Below are 14,708 nucleotides of genomic sequence, written 5' to 3' on the forward strand. Positions count from 1 at the left end.
ATTCATTTTGAAAAAGCAGCTGCGGCTGACCCTGCCGATGTACACGGCCTTGCTGATCGAGCTGGCGAAATAGCCGCTTGCAAAAACAGAAGGAAGTCATAGACTGCAAGCCTGAATCAGTCCGGGCGCCGAACTTTTTATGCGTGTGCTGGTCTTACGTTTCCATGTAGGAAGGGAGCAGCTATGCATGAACAACAGGACGCCCGGCAGGCGCCAGGCAATGCAGGCGGAGTAGTGTCGCGTCGGATCTCGCACGAGGGGCGGTCATGAACTGGCCGCTGGAACTGGAAGTGGCGCACAAGCTGGCGCAGATGCGGGGCTGGCTGGAAGATCAGCGTGCCGGTGCCCTGCGCTTGCGCGGCGTGGACTGGTTTGCGTGGGCCACGGCGGGCGCGTCGAACAGCCATTGCCATACGGCCGAGTGCGGCTGCGCGGAAGTGCTGGTGACGCGCAACGCCGCCTACATCCTGACGGACGAAGCCGAAGCCATGCGCATGCGCGAGGAAGAAGTGCGCGGACCATGGACGTGGCAAGTATCGCCCTGGATGCAGCCGCAGTTATCTGAGTTGCGCGAGCATTTCGTGCAGCATGTGGCCGGCGGCGCGCCTGTCCTGTCAGACCGGCCAGGATTGCACGAACGCAGCCTGCCCGTGGCCCTGCGCGAAGAGCGGCTGGTGCTGCTGGAATCGGAGCAGCAGCGTTACCGGCAGGTGGGGCAGTTGGCAGCCGGCGCGGCCGCGGATGCGCTGCGTCAGGCCCGTCCCGACTGGAGCGAGCTGGAACTGGCTGCCGCCTGCGTGCGCGAGCTGTGGCTGCGGGGCTTGCAAGCCGTGCATGTGCTGGTCAGCGGCGAGGACCGCCAACACCGTTATCGGCGCGCGCCGCTGGCGCAGGTGGTGCTGGGCAAGCAAGCCGTGCTGGCCTTGTGCGCGCGGCGTTTTGGCCTGTGCGCCAGTCTCAGCCGTCAACGGCGCTTCAGCCCGGCGCAGCATCGCGCCGACGGCGCGGCGGTAGTCATGGATGATGCCGATGCGGCCATGCTGGCGCTGGAAGCGGTGGCGCTCGACGCTTGCGAAACGGGCAATGCGCTGAGCATGGTGTATCACGCGCTCGACAGTGCTTACGCGTATGCAGGCCAGCCCGACACGGTGCGCACCAGCCGCCAGGGCGGCATCCATGGCTACCTGGCGCCTGAAGTAGCGGCCGGCGCGCACACGGAAATCATCCTCAAGCGGGGCATGGCGCTGGCCTTCCACCCCAGCCTGCCTGGCAGCACGGTGGAAGACACGTTCTTGCTCGACGGCAGCCAATTGCACAACCTGACGCACGACCCGGCCTGGCCCTCGGCCGTGGTGCAGGGGCGCACTCGGCCGTTGACCCTGGCGCTGGATTGAGCCTAGCCGTCTGCGAGCGCGAGCCGCCGTACCGCCTGCGGCTTTGTAGGGATGTTCGGCACCCGTCATTGTCGATTGAGCCAGATCAAGCGTCTCATTGCTGTGCTTGGTATAAACGATGTTGGTAACCACTAGGTCGTGCGCACGCACGTTTCCTCAATATTGAATCGGGAGAAAAAATGTCATCTGGCCCTACCGCAAAACTGATCGATGAGTTGGTGCTGGCCATAGTCGGCACTGCGCACGATGCCCGTGCGCGCCATGTCCTGGCCCAGGCCGTGCATGGCCTGGTGCGGCTGGCGCGCTCGGAACAGTTGCTCGACATGCAGCGCGACGCGGCACGCGCCATGGGGGCAGGCAGCCGGCGCGAAACGCGCGCCCTGATGCGGCGTCTGGGCAAGCCCAGCGCGTGCGGCCAGGGACAGTTGCGGCTGGCATTGCAGGATAACGTAGCCGATCGCGCCTGACGGGCGGGCTACCCCCGGTCAGGCTTCGGGCAGCGGCGCGTCCTTGCCAAGGGCGGCGGCGACCATTTTCGGCCAGAGGAAATACAGCGGCAGGCAGACCGCGGCGGCGGCCGTGATATCGACCACCCAGTCGCTGACGGCGCCACGGCGGTACGGCAGGAAACTCTGGATGAATTCATCCAGCGCGCCCATGGCCGCCACCATCAGTACCGACAGCAGCGCGCGGCGCGCCATGCCGCCGCGCGTGCCGCTGAACAGGATCAGGGCCAGCACGCCATAGCCGAAGGAATGCAGCACGCCGCCCGACGCATATTGGCCCACGTCAGCGCGTATGCCGGGGATGTCGCCGATCAAAATCACCAGCGAGTACAACACCAGGGCCGTGCGGTAGCGCAGGCGTGCGTGGCGGTCGGCAAAACAGAGTTCGAGCAAGGGTGCAGGCATGATGCGTCAGGACGGTGGAAAGGCAGTCACAATATCATGCGCCTGGCGGGCCGCCGTGTTTTTGCGCAAGAGCTAGTCGTGCAGGCAAAAAAAGGCCCGCGGGGAGGCGGGCCAAAAACCCAAATGAGTGGGTCAAGAGTTGAGAGTTGCTCGGTACTTATCATGTCGCGCGCCTTGCCGGCGCCCGCCACGGTCATGAAAGGGGAGTGGTGTGCCATCGCGGCACACCTGTCTGTAGTCAGGCATATCGGTTGCCTGTACAGCAGATGAAGCAAGTATAAAGGGCGAAGATGACGGGCTGATGACACGCCGCAACATTTTTTTGCGGCAGGCGCAATGACCGGGAAGATTATGGGATATGGCCAGAATGGCCATGTTTCAGGAGTGACAGCGAAAAAAAAGCCCGCTGGTGAAAGCGGGCTTAAAACTATTTTCTTGGAGGAGAATAGTGGAGACAGGTGCATTATGCTGCGTTGCACGATATGTGTCTAATGATCTTTTTAGATATGCATTATTCTTTTTTGATATAACTGCCTTGTCTGCTCTCACTCCTTCACGGCCACCGTGTAGTTGAGCGCCATGCGCCCGCCATCGACATAGATGGTCTGGCCCGTCATGTAGGTGGCGTCGTCGCTGGCCAGGAAGGCGGCGATGCCGGCCACTTCTTCCGGCTCGCCACAGCGGCCCAACGGCGTGCGCGACAGGATCGTGTGGCGCGCTTCCGGGCTCGACAGCACCGCCTGCTTGGCCAGTTCCGTCAGGATGGTGCCCGGTCCGATGCCGTTCACGCGCACGCCGTGCGGTGCCAGGTTCAGGGCCATGACCTTGGTCAGCTGGTTGATGGCGCCCTTCGACACCACATACGGCACCTGGTTCGGGATCGCCAGTTCCGCATTCACGCTGGACATATTGATGATGCAGCCGCTGTTGCGCTTGACCATTTCGCGCGCCACGGCCTGGCCGCACAGGAACATCGATTTCAGGTTGATGCGCATGACCCGGTCGAAATCGTCTTCGCAGACGTCGAGGAAATCGGCCGCGTGCGTGACGCCCGCATTGTTGACGAGAATATCGATGTGGCCGAACTGCGCCAGGGTTTCCTTCAGCATGGCATCGACGTCCGCCTTCTGGCTGACGTCGGCGCAAAAGAAACGCGCCTGCGGGCCGAGGGCGGCGGCCGCCTGCGCGCCTTCTTCCTTGATGTCAACCAGCATCACTTGCGCCCCTTCGGCGATCAGGCGGGTGGCGCAAGCCAGGCCGATGCCTTGCGTGGCGCCCGTGACGATGGCGGTTTTATTGATTAGTTTCATGTAATCGCCTAAGCGGGCAGGAATCAGAGGAGGATGGGTTCGTTCGGCAACTGGTTGCCGCGCGTGCCATCGGCAGGGAAGTGGCTTTGCAACAAGGTGTTCAACTGCTGCAAGGCATCGAGGGTGCTGTCGTGGTAATTGCCGTCCTTGAACCCTTGGGTCATGGTGCGGCACACGCCTTGCCATTGTTCCGGCGTGACGCACCGGCCTACGTTGCGGTCGGCCACGATATCGACCTGGTGCTCGGCCAGGTTGATATAGATCAGCACGCCAACGTTGTCTTCCGTATCCCACACGCCATACTGGGCGAACAGTTCGCGCGCCCGCTCGCGGTTGCTCACGCCCTGGTAAGCCATGCCCGGCGCCAGGGCCGCTTCGACGATCAGGCGCACTTCCGCCTGGTGCATCGCTTCACCGTCGGCGATGGCCGTTTCGATGGCTTTCAGGGTGCGTTCAGGAAACGCCTGGCGTGCCGTCGCCGGCGTGCCACGCAAATGCTTCAAGGCGCGTCCGCAGCGTTGTCCGAATGTCAGTCGTTTCGTCATTACCAATCTCCCGAGGCGCCGCCGCCGTCAAAACCGCCGCCGCCGCCACCGAAACCACCGCCGCCACCGCCACCGCCAAAACCACCACCGCCGCCGAAGCCGCCGCCACCGCGGTTGTTCAGCGCCTGGCTCAAAATGCTGCCCAGCACGACGCCGGTGGCGCCGCTGGACCAGTTGCTGCCGCGCTGCAAGCGGGTAGGCCCGCCGCGCGAGCGGAACAGGGTCAGCACGACGAGAAAGCCGAAGAACAGCAGCGGCAGCCAAAAGGTCATGCCGCCCGCTTCCACCGTGGCCGGCGCTTGTTGTTGGGCCGGGGCGGGGAATTGCTCCTGGTTCAGCAGGGTGGCAATCGATCCCACGCCGGCCACCAGGCCGCCGTAATAGTCGTTTTGCTTGAAATGCGGCGCGATCACGTCTTGCAGGATGCGTTTCGATTGCGCATCCGTCAGCACGCCCTGCACGCCACGGCCCGCTTCGATGCGCAGGCGGCGCAGCGACGACGGGTTGTCTTTTGCCACCATCAGCAGCACGCCGTCATCGACGCCCTTGCGGCCCAGCTTCCAGGCATCCGTCACGCGGATGCTGTATTGCTCGATGGCTTCCGGTTCCGTGCTCTTGACCAGCAGCACGGCGATCTGGCTGCCCGTCTTGGCTTCGTAATCGGCCAGCACGCCTTCCAGCGCCGCTTTCTGCTTGGCGTCGAGCATGCCGGCGTTGTCCGTCACGCGCGCCGCCAGCGGCGGCACGGGCGGCAAGCCCTGTGCGCTTGCCGGCGGCATCGTCCATAACAGCAGCGCCGTCGCCAGCGCCGCCAGAGAAGACCAGGCTTTCATCTTATTTGCCAAAGTTGACGGCCGGTGCAGTCGAGATGGCTTTTTCATTTTCCACCGTGAACGATGGCTTGACCTTGTAGCCGAAAACCATGGCCGTCAGGTTGTTCGGGAAGCTGCGCGCGTGCACGTTGTAATCTTGCACGGCGGTAATGTAACGCTGGCGCGCCACGGTGATGCGGTTTTCCGTGCCTTCCAGCTGCGACTGCAAGTCGCGGAAGCTGGTGTCGGCCTTCAAGTCAGGATACTTCTCGGACACCACCATCAGGCGCGACAGGGCCGACGACAGCTGGCCCTGCACTTGCTGGAATTTCTCAAACGCGGCCGGGTCATTCAGCACTTCGGGCGTGATCTGGAAACTGGTGGCGGCGGCGCGCGCCTTGGTCACCGCTTCCAGCGTTTCGCGCTCGTGTGTGGCATAGCCCTTGACGGTGTTGACCAGGTTGGGGATCAGGTCGGCGCGGCGCTGGTACTGGTTGACCACTTCGCCCCAGGCTGCCTTGGTGGCTTCATCCTTGCTCTGGAAGTCGTTGTAGCCGCAGCCCGTCAGGACGCCGGCCAGGACGGTGACGCTCAGCGCCAGGCGCAGCCATTTGGTGAATTGATTGGTGATTTGCATGATGGGTTCCGTGCGTAATGGGGGAGGTGAGGCAAATATACCTGAAACGGCGTGCAATGTCGGTTTAATAAGCGCTGGCCGCCGCTCCCGACTGCCTTGAGACGCCGTGGCAAGCCTGCGCCGCGTTACAATACGGGGTTTGCAACTGAATATAGAGAAGGTGTGCCGTGAATTTCATCAATAAATTATCCGCCGCATGGACGGCCAATAATTCCCTGCTGTGCGTGGGCCTCGACCCCGACCTGGCGAAACTGCCGGCCGAACTGCGCGATCTGCCCGATGGAATCACCACCTTTTGCACGCGCATCATCGACGCCACGGCCGATCTGGCCTGCGCCTTCAAGCCGCAGATCGCGTATTTCGGCGCGCTGGGCGCGGAAAAACAGCTGGAAGACATCTGCCGCTACGTGCGCGAGAACTACCCGCATATCCCGCTGATCCTCGACGCGAAACGCGGTGACATCGGCGCCACGGCCACGCAATACGCGCGCGAAGCGTTCGAGCGCTATGGCGCCGACGCCGTCACCGTGAACCCCTACATGGGCGAGGACTCGCTCGACCCTTACCTGGCGTGGCAAGACCGCGGCGTGATCATCCTGTGCCGCACCTCGAACCCGGGCGGCTCGGACCTGCAATTCCTCGACACGGACGGCGTGCCCCTGTACCAGCGCGTGGCGCGCCTGGTGGCCGAGAAATGGAACAAGAATGGCCAGTGCGCGCTCGTCGTCGGCGCCACCTTCCCTGAAGAACTGGCGCAAGTGCGCGCCATCGTCGGCGACATGCCGCTGCTGGTGCCCGGCATCGGCGCCCAGGGCGGCGACATCGCCGCTACCGTCGGCGCGGGCCAGACGGCGAATGGCATGGGTATGATGATCAGCTCTTCGCGCGCCATCATCTACGCCACGCCGCAGGCGGGCGAAGACTGGGCCGACGCGGCGCGCCGCGTGGCCATTGAAACGCGCGATGCGATCAATGCGCATCGTTCGGTTTAAAAAACCCACACCCTAAAGCTGGGGTCAGACCCGCAGGGTCTGACCCCGGGTTTTAATCCCTCTGTGGCGCGACGATTTCCGCATAGTCGTACAACTCTCCCAGAATTTCCTCGCCCCGCTCATCCACCGACTCCGACAGCACGTCGATTTCCGTAAACAGCATCTCGATGGTGCGGGCCCCGCCGTCGCCGTCGAACAATCGGGCGGCGCGGTGCTGTTCCCAGCGCAGGCTTTCCGCTTCGCTCAGAGTGTGCGGGAAATTGCGGGCGCGGTAGCGGAACAGCAATTCCTGCAGGCGCTCGTCGGCAAACGAGGGGCGGGCCGTGGCCAGCTTGGCCGGCGTGTCGCGGCGCAGCGATTCGAGCAGGCGGCGGTCGTCGTTGCTGACGAAACCATTGTACAAATCTTCATCCACGTCCAGCGCCGCATGCGCGCCCGGGCGCTGGAACACTTCGGCCCAGGTCGCATCCATGTTTGGCGCCGTGGCGGCCAGCTGCGCGTTGACCTTCGCCGCGTCCAGATCGATGCCCCATTGCGCGGCCATGGCCGGCGACAAGGTCTTTAAATTGCCGACCAGCATGGGCGACTTGTTCAGGTGCACGCTTTTCACGGGCAGGCGCGTCATGCCTTCCGGCATGGCGTCCTTGCGCGTAAACAATCGCGTGCGGATGGTGTCGGCATCCAGCGCGAACAGTTCGCGCGGGTCGTAGGCGCAATCCCAGACGAGGATTTCATTTTTGTTGCTCGGATGTGTGGCCAGCGGCCAGACGACGCCCAGGCAGCCCCGCTCGGCGGGGAACATGCCCGACACGTGCAGGAAGGGCTGGCGCTCGCCGGCGGCCAGGTGCATGCCCATTTCGCTGGCGACCTTGTCCTTCTTGTGCAGGGCCAGGCAAAATTCGAACAGTTTCGGCTGTTTCTGCTTGATCAGGCGGGCCAGGGCGATGGTGGCGCGCACGTCGGACAGCGCATCATGCGCCGCTTCGTGGACCAGGCCATTGGCCTTGCTCAAGTGTTCCAGCTTAAAACTGGTCTGGCCATCGTCACGCTTCGGCCATTCGATGCCTTCCGGGCGCAGCGCGTGCGTCATGCGCACCACGTCGAGGATGTCCCAGCGGCCGCAATGGTTTTTCCATTCGCGCGCATACGGGTCGATCAGGTTGCGCCAGAACAGGAAACGCGTGACTTCATCGTCGAAACGGATAGTGTTATAGCCCACGCCGATGGTGCCCGGTTCCGAAAAGGCCGCTTCGATGGTGGCGGCGAACTGGTGCTCGGGCACGCCCAGCTGCAGACATTGCTGCGGCGTGATGCCCGTGATCAGGCACGATTGCGGGTCGGGCAGGAAATCATTGGCAGGCTGGCAATACAGCATGATCGGTTCGCCGATCTCGTTGAGGTCCGCATCCGTGCGGATGGCGGCGAACTGGGCCGGGCGGTCGCGGCGCGGCTGGGCGCCAAAGGTTTCGTAGTCGTGCCAAAGGAAAGTCTGGGTAGTCATTGATGGTCGTTGCTTAATTGGTTATCTGGGCCGCTCAAGGAGTCGCTGCTACAGTTTTCTGAAAACCTGCCGATACTACATGAGAGCATGGTCATCATCGCGTTTCCCGCATGGTGGCATATATTGCCCGTTCAAGGAGGTCTATCGTGTCAATTCCCATCGCCGCAAGCGGCAATTCCACCCCTTCCGTGACTTCCGTCAGTACGGGCGTTGCCGGCAAGGACGATAAAGTCCAGCACGGCGTCAAGACTGAAATGAGCGTGAGTGACCGCAGCAAGCTGCAATTGAACGCGTCCATCATGCAGGCCTCGCTGAACGTGTCGATCGGTTCCGAGAACGAGCCGCTGGCGCTGCTGTACAAGACGGCCATCACCAACATCAATGAAGCGCTGAAGGGCCAGTACGGCGAGGACGCGATCCAGAACGAGGCTTCGCAGGATAACAGCGCCGAAGCGACGGCGAGCCGCATTGTATCGCTGTCGACGGGATTTTTTGATGCCTACAAGAAACAGAATCCCGGCATGGACGACGATACGGCCCTGAGCAAGTTCATGGACACCATCAGCGGCGGCATGGAAAAAGGCTTCAAGGAAGCGCGCGATATTCTGGGCGGCTTGAAAGTGTTGCAAGGCGATATAGCCGGCAATATCGACAAGACGTATGCGCTGGTGCAGAAGGGCTACGCGGATTTCATCGCCGCGCACAGCAGCAAGAAGGATGACGCGGCCAAGCCGGCCGACAGCAAGGCTGCCTGAACAATATTACGCCGGAAGCGCCTGAGAATATCAGGTGCTTACGCGGTTGCGGCCCGATGCTTTGGCGCGGTAGAGAGCCGCGTCCGCCGCCGCGATCAACGCTTCGTCGTCCTGTTCCGCCGCCAGACTGGCCACGCCGAAGGAACCCGTGATGTGCGGCAGCGCGCTGCGCATGTCGGCGAAGATGACGGCGTGCTGCATGCGTTCGCACAGGCGCTCGGCCACCCGCAGGGCCACGTGTTCGTTGGTATCGGGCAAGATCACCATCATTTCCTCGCCACCATAGCGCACGGCAAAATCCGTGGGTCGCAGGGCTGCGCCCAGCACTTGCGCGGCGATGCGCAATGCCTGGTCGCCCGCCTGGTGGCCGTGCGTGTCGTTGAAACGCTTGAAATGGTCGAGGTCGATCATCACCAGCGACAGGGGCGATGCGCTGGCGTGGGCCGTGACGATCATGTTTGGCAGCAAGTCGGTCAGCCAGGCGCGGTTGTACAAGCCCGTCAGGCTGTCGACCATCGACAGCTGGCGGTAGAATTCGCCCAGCTTCTGGCGGCGGCGCAGCAGGGCATTCGCGGCGCGGATGCGGAAGGACAGCAGGCGCAGCAGGTTGCGCGCCAGGCCGTTCGATTGCTCGATCAATTCCCAGACGATGGCCGCGTCGATTACCAGCAAGTCGGTTTCTTCCAGGGCGGAAATGGCGGCCAGGTTGCTCGCTTCATCGAGCACCGATTGTTCGCCCACGCTTTCGCCGGGCAAGACCTTGCTGACGGTGCCGTCATCCATGCCCGTGTGGATGTCGGCGGCCACGGCCAGCGAACCGCGCAAGACGATGTACAGACTGGCGCCATGTGTGTCGGCAATGGCTTCGCCCGCTTCGAGGCGCATGACGGGGCAGGGCGCCAGCATGGCTGCCGTGTTGCTGTCCGCTCCATCGCGAAATAACTGTAAATCGCCGATGTTGCAGCCTGAAGCGCCGAAGTTGCCGATCTGTTCCACAATCACACTTTCAAAAATCCGGCGCGCGCGAGCAGGGGGCCGGTAGCTTCATGATAGCGTAAAGCGGCCTTGGCTGTAACGGCAAAGGCTTGCCTGATGTCACTTACTGTGAGAAATACGACAATTATTTCATTGTCGCGTTAATAATCTGGAATGCTTGCTTTTGTGCCATGGATGTTGCTGCAAGCGAAAGGTGGGGCAGATGTGCAAAGGCAGCCTTGAACGGCTGCCTCAGTCTCTGGAAATCCTGCGGGTTGGGGAATTACTCGGCGGTTTCTTCCGCTTCGGCCGTATCGATCACGGCATTTTTGCCGGTGGCATGGCGCTTGCTGTCTTGCAGGCGGCCCAGGGCGCTATCGATGGCGCGTTTCAGTTTGTCCGTGGCGCCGGCAACGGCTTGATGCACGGTGGCGTTCTGTTCGGTCACGGCAATCGGCTGATAGCCAGCAACGCGTGCTTCCATGACGCAGCGGATATCGTCGGCGCCGCCTTTGGGGCCATTCGTATCGCTGATGTGAACTTCGATGCGGGTCAGGTTGTCGCGGAAGCGGTTGAGTGCGCTTTCAAGTACGGATTGCACATGTTCGTTCAGTCCAGCGGTGTTGGCGATGGTGCTGTCGGTATGAATATTGATTTGCATATGCTTACTCCTGTCAATTCAAAAAAAACCCATCTCAGGCGTGCTGCGGCCTGGTTGCTGCCTCATGCACAGGACCTCTGTGCATGGAACTTATCTTACTCCTCTTTCCAGTATTTCAAGAGGGTGCGCACGATTAAGATGAGCTTAACCCTTCAGTTAGGTCAAGTTTCCCTACAGAATTCTTTTTCCCAGTTGCTTACCCATTAATGAGGCCGGCGGCAATATTGATCGACAGCCCCAGCACGACCAGGTTGAAGAAAAAGCTCAGCACGGATTGTCCCAGCACAATCTGCCGCATCATGCGCGTCTGCACGCAGACGTCCGACGTTTGCACGGCCACGGCGATGGTGAAGGCGAAATACAGAAAATCCCAGTAATCGGGGTTTTGTTCGTCGTCGGGAAACTTCAGGGGGCGTAGTGTGGGGTCGGCCTGGTAGTACAGGTGGGCATAGTGGAAGCAGAACAGGGTGCCGACGAGGAACCAGGAGCCGACCAGGGTCAGGATCGTCAAGCCGTAGTGCAGCGCGCGCTCGTCCGGCGCCAGGTCTTTCATCGAGGATAGCTGCGAGACGATGGCCACCAGGCTCATCACGGATGCGATGGACAGGGCCGACAACACCGTGGTGGCCCGCTCATCCTGGCGCGCCGCCATCGCCTTCACCTTGTGGTGGTTGGCGCGCATCATCATCCAGGCCATCGTCGCCAGGTAGAACCAGACGGCCACGTTCCACGCCGTCAGCAAACGCGTCATCTGTTGCCAGGATGCGGGCAGCAGCAGGCCGGCCGCCACGCCGATGGCCGTGGCCATGCTCAGGTGGGGGCGGCTGCGGATGAAGCTGTGGAACGCGAGCGTGATTTTCATGGTGCGGGTTCGTCAGTGGCGATAGCGCATCTTAGACCTTATGTGTTTGCGGCGGTGGCCGTCCTGGCGGCCGCTTCCTTCTCGTGGTGGGGGAAGCGGTCCATGCGCGACAGCACGGGGAACAGTACGGCCCAGATGCCCGTCACGGCCAGGGTGGCGGCGCCGCCGAAGAGCACGGCGCGCACCAGGCCGAACCAGCCGGCCGTCAAGCCCGATTCGAATTCGCCCAGCTCGTTCGAGGCGCCGATGAAGACGGCATTCACGGCGCTGACCCGGCCACGGATATCGTCTGGCGTCTCGAACTGCACCAGCAGGTGGCGGATGTAGACGCTGACCATGTCGCCGGCGCCCATCAGGAACAGCGCCGCCAGCGCCAGCGGGAAATAGCTGGTGCTGCCCAGCACCAGCGTGCCCAGGCCGAAGACGGCCACGCCGCCGAACATCCAGGCGCCCACGCGGCGCGTGATGGGAAAGATGGCCAGCGCGATCGAGCACAGGGCGGCGCCGGCGCCGGGCGCTGTGCGCAGCAAGCCCAGGCCGCTGGGGCCGATATGCAGCACGTCATGCGCAAGCGCCGGCAACAGGGCCGTGGCGCCGCCGAACAGCACGGCAAACAGGTCGAGCGAAATGGCGCCCAGCACGATGGGTTTCGACCTGACGAAGCGCAAGCCTTCGAGCAGGGTATGCCAGCTGACGGGTTCGCGTTTCACCACTTGCGGCGCGGGCGTGGTAGCGCGCATCAGCAGGACGGATGCGACCAGCAGCGCGGACGAGATCAAATACACCACCTTGGGGCCGAAGTAATACAGCAAACCGCCCAGGGTGGGCCCGAGGATGATGGCCACGTGCGAGCTCGACGAGCTGAGCGCGACGGCGCGGCTGAAGTGTTGCGTGGGCACCATGTTCACCAGCACGGCTTGCGTGGCCGGCATCATGAAGGCGCGCGCGCTGCCGAACAGCACCAGCACGGCAAACACGGGCCAGACCATGGAAATATTGCTTAACGTAAACGCCAGCAGGGCCAGCGCGCACGCCAGTTGCGCCGCCAGGCACCAGGCGATGATGTTGCGGCGGTTGTAGCGGTCGGCGACGTGGCCTGCGGGCAAAATCAATACCAGGAAGGGCGCGAATTGCGCCAGGCCGATCAAGCCCAGGTCGAACAGGCTGCCCGTGATCTGGTACACCTGCCAGCCGATGGCCACGCTTTGCATCTGCACGGCCACCGTGCCCAGCACGCGGGCGGACAGGTAACAGGCGAAGTTGCGGTGACGCAGGATGGCGAGAGACATGAAATTTCCAGGGAACAGCGCGGTGGCAGGAGGCAGACTGGCGGCGGCGGGTGCCGCGCCAGCCGCACCCCGCTGTCTGGAAGGTGATGCTTACTTGGCCAGGTCGGCTTCCGTGGTGAAGGCGTCGGCGTAGAATTCGTCGGCCGGCAATTGGCACAGTTGCACGAAATCGCGGTTGGCCGACTCGACGACGATGGGCGCGCCGCAGGCATACACCTGATACGCGGACATATCCGGCAAGTCGGCGATGACGGCCTGGTGCACGAAGCCCGTGCGGCCTTCCCACGCGTCTTCCGGCAGGGCGTCCGAGACGACGGGCACATAGGTGAACTGCGGCAAGTCGGCGACCCACTGGCGGCACAGCGCATCCATGTACAGGTCGTGCGGACGGCGCGCGCCCCAGTACAGGGTGATCGGGCGTGGGGATTGCTCGTTGATCATGTGCTCGACGATGGCTTTGAGTGGGGCAAAGCCCGTGCCCGAGGCCAGCAGCACGACGGGCTTGTCGGAATCTTCGCGCAGGAAGAAAGTGCCCATCGGGCCTTCGAAGCGCAGGATGTCGCGCTCTTTCATGCTGCCAAAGACCTGGTCGGTGAACAGGCCGCCCGGCATATGGCGGATGTGCAGGCTCACGGGGCCGCCATCGGCGGGCGCGCTGGCCATGCTGTAGCTGCGGCGCTTGTTGTCGCGCAGCATGATTTCGATATACTGTCCGGCGCGGTAGTTGAGGCGCTCGCTGGCTGGCAACTGCAGGGTCAGCACGACGACGTCGGGGGCGACTTTTTCGATGCTGGTCACGCGCGACGGCATTTTCTTGATCGGGTAATCGCTGCTGCCCGCCACTTCGCGCGCCTGCACCACCAGGTCGCCCTGGGGCACGGCGCAGCACAGCAGCGAGTAGCCGGCCGCCGCTTCATCTTCCGTCAGGGAGCGGGCCTGGTATGGCTTATGCTGTACGCTGCCGGACACGATTTTGCCCTTGCAGGAACTGCAGGCGCCGCTCTTGCAGCTATACGGCAGGCCGACGCCGGCGCGTATCGCCGCCGACAGGACGGTTTCGTCCGCTTCGCAGCTGAATTGGTGGCCGCTGGGCTGAACAGTAATTTGAAAAGTCATACAATCCTTGAGATGAAAAATATGTTAATGCACTCTTTGCGCAAGCCGTCAGGCTTGCCGCGCCTGCTGATCCTGGGCTGCGGCGACGTCGGCATGCGGCTGCTGCCCCTGCTGCGCGCGCGTTTTCGCGTCTTTGCCGTCACCAGCCAGCCAGCGCGCTGCGCGCAGCTGCGGGCGGCTGGCGCCGTGCCCATCGTAGCCAACCTCGACGACCGCGCCAGCCTGCAACGGCTGGCGGGACTGGCGACCATGATCGTGCACCTGGCGCCGCCCCGGTCGTCGGGTTTGCAGGATCAGCGTACGCGCAATCTGGCCGCCATTTTACCCGAGCATGCACGCATGGTGTATGTGAGTACCAGCGGCGTGTATGGCGATTGCGCCGGCGTCTGGGTCGATGAAACGCGGCCGACGGCGCCAGCGAATGCGCGCGCGAAGCGGCGCGTGGATGCCGAACAGGTCTTGCGTGGCTGGGGCGCGCGCCGTGGCGCCAGCGTGGCCATCCTGCGCGTGCCCGGCATTTATGCGCACGACCGCCTGCCGTTGAAACGCTTGCGCGAGGGCACGCCAGCCCTGGCGGCAAGCGACGATGTCTACACCAACCATATCCATGCCGATGATCTGGCGCGCATCATCGAACGGGCCTTGTGGCGGGGCAAGCCGGGACGCGTGTATCACGCCAGCGATGACAGTGAACTCAAAATGGCCGAGTATTTCGATGCCGTGGCCGACACGTTCGGCTTGCCGCGCCCGCCGCGCCTGCCCCGTGCCGAGCTGCAGCAAGTGGTCACGCCGATGCTGCTGTCGTTCATGTCCGAATCGCGCCGCCTGCACAATGTGCGCCTCAAGCGCGAGCTGGGCGTGCGCCTGCGCTACGCGCGCGTGGCCGATGCCTTGCAGTCGCTGTCTGCCGACGGCGCCGGCATCGGGTAAAATGGCCGGTTATCTGCG

At 63.1% G+C, this 14,708-nt stretch carries 16 protein-coding genes; 5 read left to right on the top strand and 11 right to left on the bottom strand.

Translation table 11 applies throughout. From position 1 onward, the window contains the following. The first annotated feature begins 266 nt into the window (after positions 1-266). Positions 267-1,394, top strand: a complete 1,128-nt coding sequence (locus ACQ4WS_RS03435; RefSeq protein ID WP_436473688.1) for a M24 family metallopeptidase — start codon at positions 267-269, stop codon at positions 1,392-1,394. A gap of 179 nt (positions 1,395-1,573) precedes the next feature. Continuing rightward, positions 1,574-1,861, top strand: a complete 288-nt coding sequence (locus ACQ4WS_RS03440; RefSeq protein WP_436473690.1) for a hypothetical protein — start codon at positions 1,574-1,576, stop codon at positions 1,859-1,861. Positions 1,862-1,879: 18 nt separating this feature from the next. Here ACQ4WS_RS03440 and ACQ4WS_RS03445 read toward each other — a convergent pair whose 3' ends face one another. From ACQ4WS_RS03445 to ACQ4WS_RS03465, 5 genes are all read right to left on the bottom strand, one after another. Beyond that, a complete protein-coding gene (locus ACQ4WS_RS03445) occupies positions 1,880-2,305 on the bottom strand; it encodes a VanZ family protein (RefSeq protein WP_436473692.1) in 426 nt (141 codons plus the stop codon). A gap of 545 nt (positions 2,306-2,850) precedes the next feature. Continuing rightward, positions 2,851-3,615, bottom strand: a complete 765-nt coding sequence (locus tag ACQ4WS_RS03450; protein WP_099379484.1) for an SDR family NAD(P)-dependent oxidoreductase — start codon at positions 3,613-3,615, stop codon at positions 2,851-2,853. A 23-nt stretch (positions 3,616-3,638) separates the two neighbouring features. Further along, positions 3,639-4,160: a TPM domain-containing protein gene (locus tag ACQ4WS_RS03455; protein WP_436473695.1), complete on the bottom strand. Its 522-nt coding sequence runs from the start codon at positions 4,158-4,160 to the stop codon at positions 3,639-3,641. Then, positions 4,160-4,993, bottom strand: a complete 834-nt coding sequence (locus ACQ4WS_RS03460) for a TPM domain-containing protein (protein WP_436473697.1) — start codon at positions 4,991-4,993, stop codon at positions 4,160-4,162. The genes ACQ4WS_RS03455 and ACQ4WS_RS03460 overlap by 1 nt, the downstream gene beginning before the upstream one ends. A gap of 1 nt (position 4,994) precedes the next feature. Next, on the bottom strand, positions 4,995-5,609 hold the full coding sequence (locus tag ACQ4WS_RS03465) for a LemA family protein (RefSeq protein ID WP_436473699.1): 615 nt from the start codon (positions 5,607-5,609) through the stop codon (positions 4,995-4,997). Positions 5,610-5,776: 167 nt separating this feature from the next. Between ACQ4WS_RS03465 and pyrF the strand changes: the two genes are divergently transcribed. Then, positions 5,777-6,601, top strand: coding sequence for an orotidine-5'-phosphate decarboxylase (pyrF, locus tag ACQ4WS_RS03470; protein WP_436473701.1), 825 nt, complete (start codon positions 5,777-5,779; stop codon positions 6,599-6,601). 52 nt (positions 6,602-6,653) lie between these two features. Here pyrF and sbcB read toward each other — a convergent pair whose 3' ends face one another. Beyond that, positions 6,654-8,102, bottom strand: coding sequence for an exodeoxyribonuclease I (gene sbcB / locus ACQ4WS_RS03475; protein WP_436473703.1), 1,449 nt, complete (start codon positions 8,100-8,102; stop codon positions 6,654-6,656). A 146-nt stretch (positions 8,103-8,248) separates the two neighbouring features. On the opposite strand from sbcB, the gene ACQ4WS_RS03480 reads away from it, so the two are divergent. Next, positions 8,249-8,857 (top strand): DUF5610 domain-containing protein, encoded by a 609-nt coding sequence (locus tag ACQ4WS_RS03480; RefSeq protein ID WP_436473705.1) that lies wholly within the window; start codon positions 8,249-8,251, stop codon positions 8,855-8,857. A gap of 30 nt (positions 8,858-8,887) precedes the next feature. Here the strand turns inward: ACQ4WS_RS03480 and ACQ4WS_RS03485 are convergent, their stop codons facing one another. The 5 genes from ACQ4WS_RS03485 to ACQ4WS_RS03505 all read right to left on the bottom strand — a co-directional run bounded on the left by ACQ4WS_RS03485 (position 8,888) and on the right by ACQ4WS_RS03505 (position 13,760). After that, positions 8,888-9,853 (bottom strand): GGDEF domain-containing protein, encoded by a 966-nt coding sequence (locus tag ACQ4WS_RS03485; RefSeq protein ID WP_436473707.1) that lies wholly within the window; start codon positions 9,851-9,853, stop codon positions 8,888-8,890. Between the two features lie 262 nt (positions 9,854-10,115). Next, on the bottom strand, positions 10,116-10,493 hold the full coding sequence (locus ACQ4WS_RS03490) for an HPF/RaiA family ribosome-associated protein (protein ID WP_131688400.1): 378 nt from the start codon (positions 10,491-10,493) through the stop codon (positions 10,116-10,118). A 196-nt stretch (positions 10,494-10,689) separates the two neighbouring features. Beyond that, positions 10,690-11,355: a DUF1345 domain-containing protein gene (locus tag ACQ4WS_RS03495; RefSeq protein ID WP_436473709.1), complete on the bottom strand. Its 666-nt coding sequence runs from the start codon at positions 11,353-11,355 to the stop codon at positions 10,690-10,692. 38 nt (positions 11,356-11,393) lie between these two features. Next, positions 11,394-12,644, bottom strand: a complete 1,251-nt coding sequence (locus tag ACQ4WS_RS03500) for an MFS transporter (RefSeq protein WP_436473711.1) — start codon at positions 12,642-12,644, stop codon at positions 11,394-11,396. Between the two features lie 90 nt (positions 12,645-12,734). Further along, the gene (locus ACQ4WS_RS03505; protein WP_436473713.1) at positions 12,735-13,760 is read right to left on the bottom strand and encodes a CDP-6-deoxy-delta-3,4-glucoseen reductase; all 1,026 of its coding nucleotides are present in this window, start codon (positions 13,758-13,760) and stop codon (positions 12,735-12,737) included. Between the two features lie 12 nt (positions 13,761-13,772). Here ACQ4WS_RS03505 and ACQ4WS_RS03510 point away from each other — a divergent pair, with 12 nt between their 5' ends. Continuing rightward, the gene (locus ACQ4WS_RS03510) at positions 13,773-14,690 is read left to right on the top strand and encodes an SDR family oxidoreductase (RefSeq protein WP_436473715.1); all 918 of its coding nucleotides are present in this window, start codon (positions 13,773-13,775) and stop codon (positions 14,688-14,690) included. Positions 14,691-14,708: the final 18 nt, after the last annotated feature.

This window comes from Janthinobacterium leeuwenhoeki (assembly GCF_051380795.1).
Classification (GTDB): Bacteria; Pseudomonadota; Gammaproteobacteria; order Burkholderiales; family Burkholderiaceae_D; genus Janthinobacterium.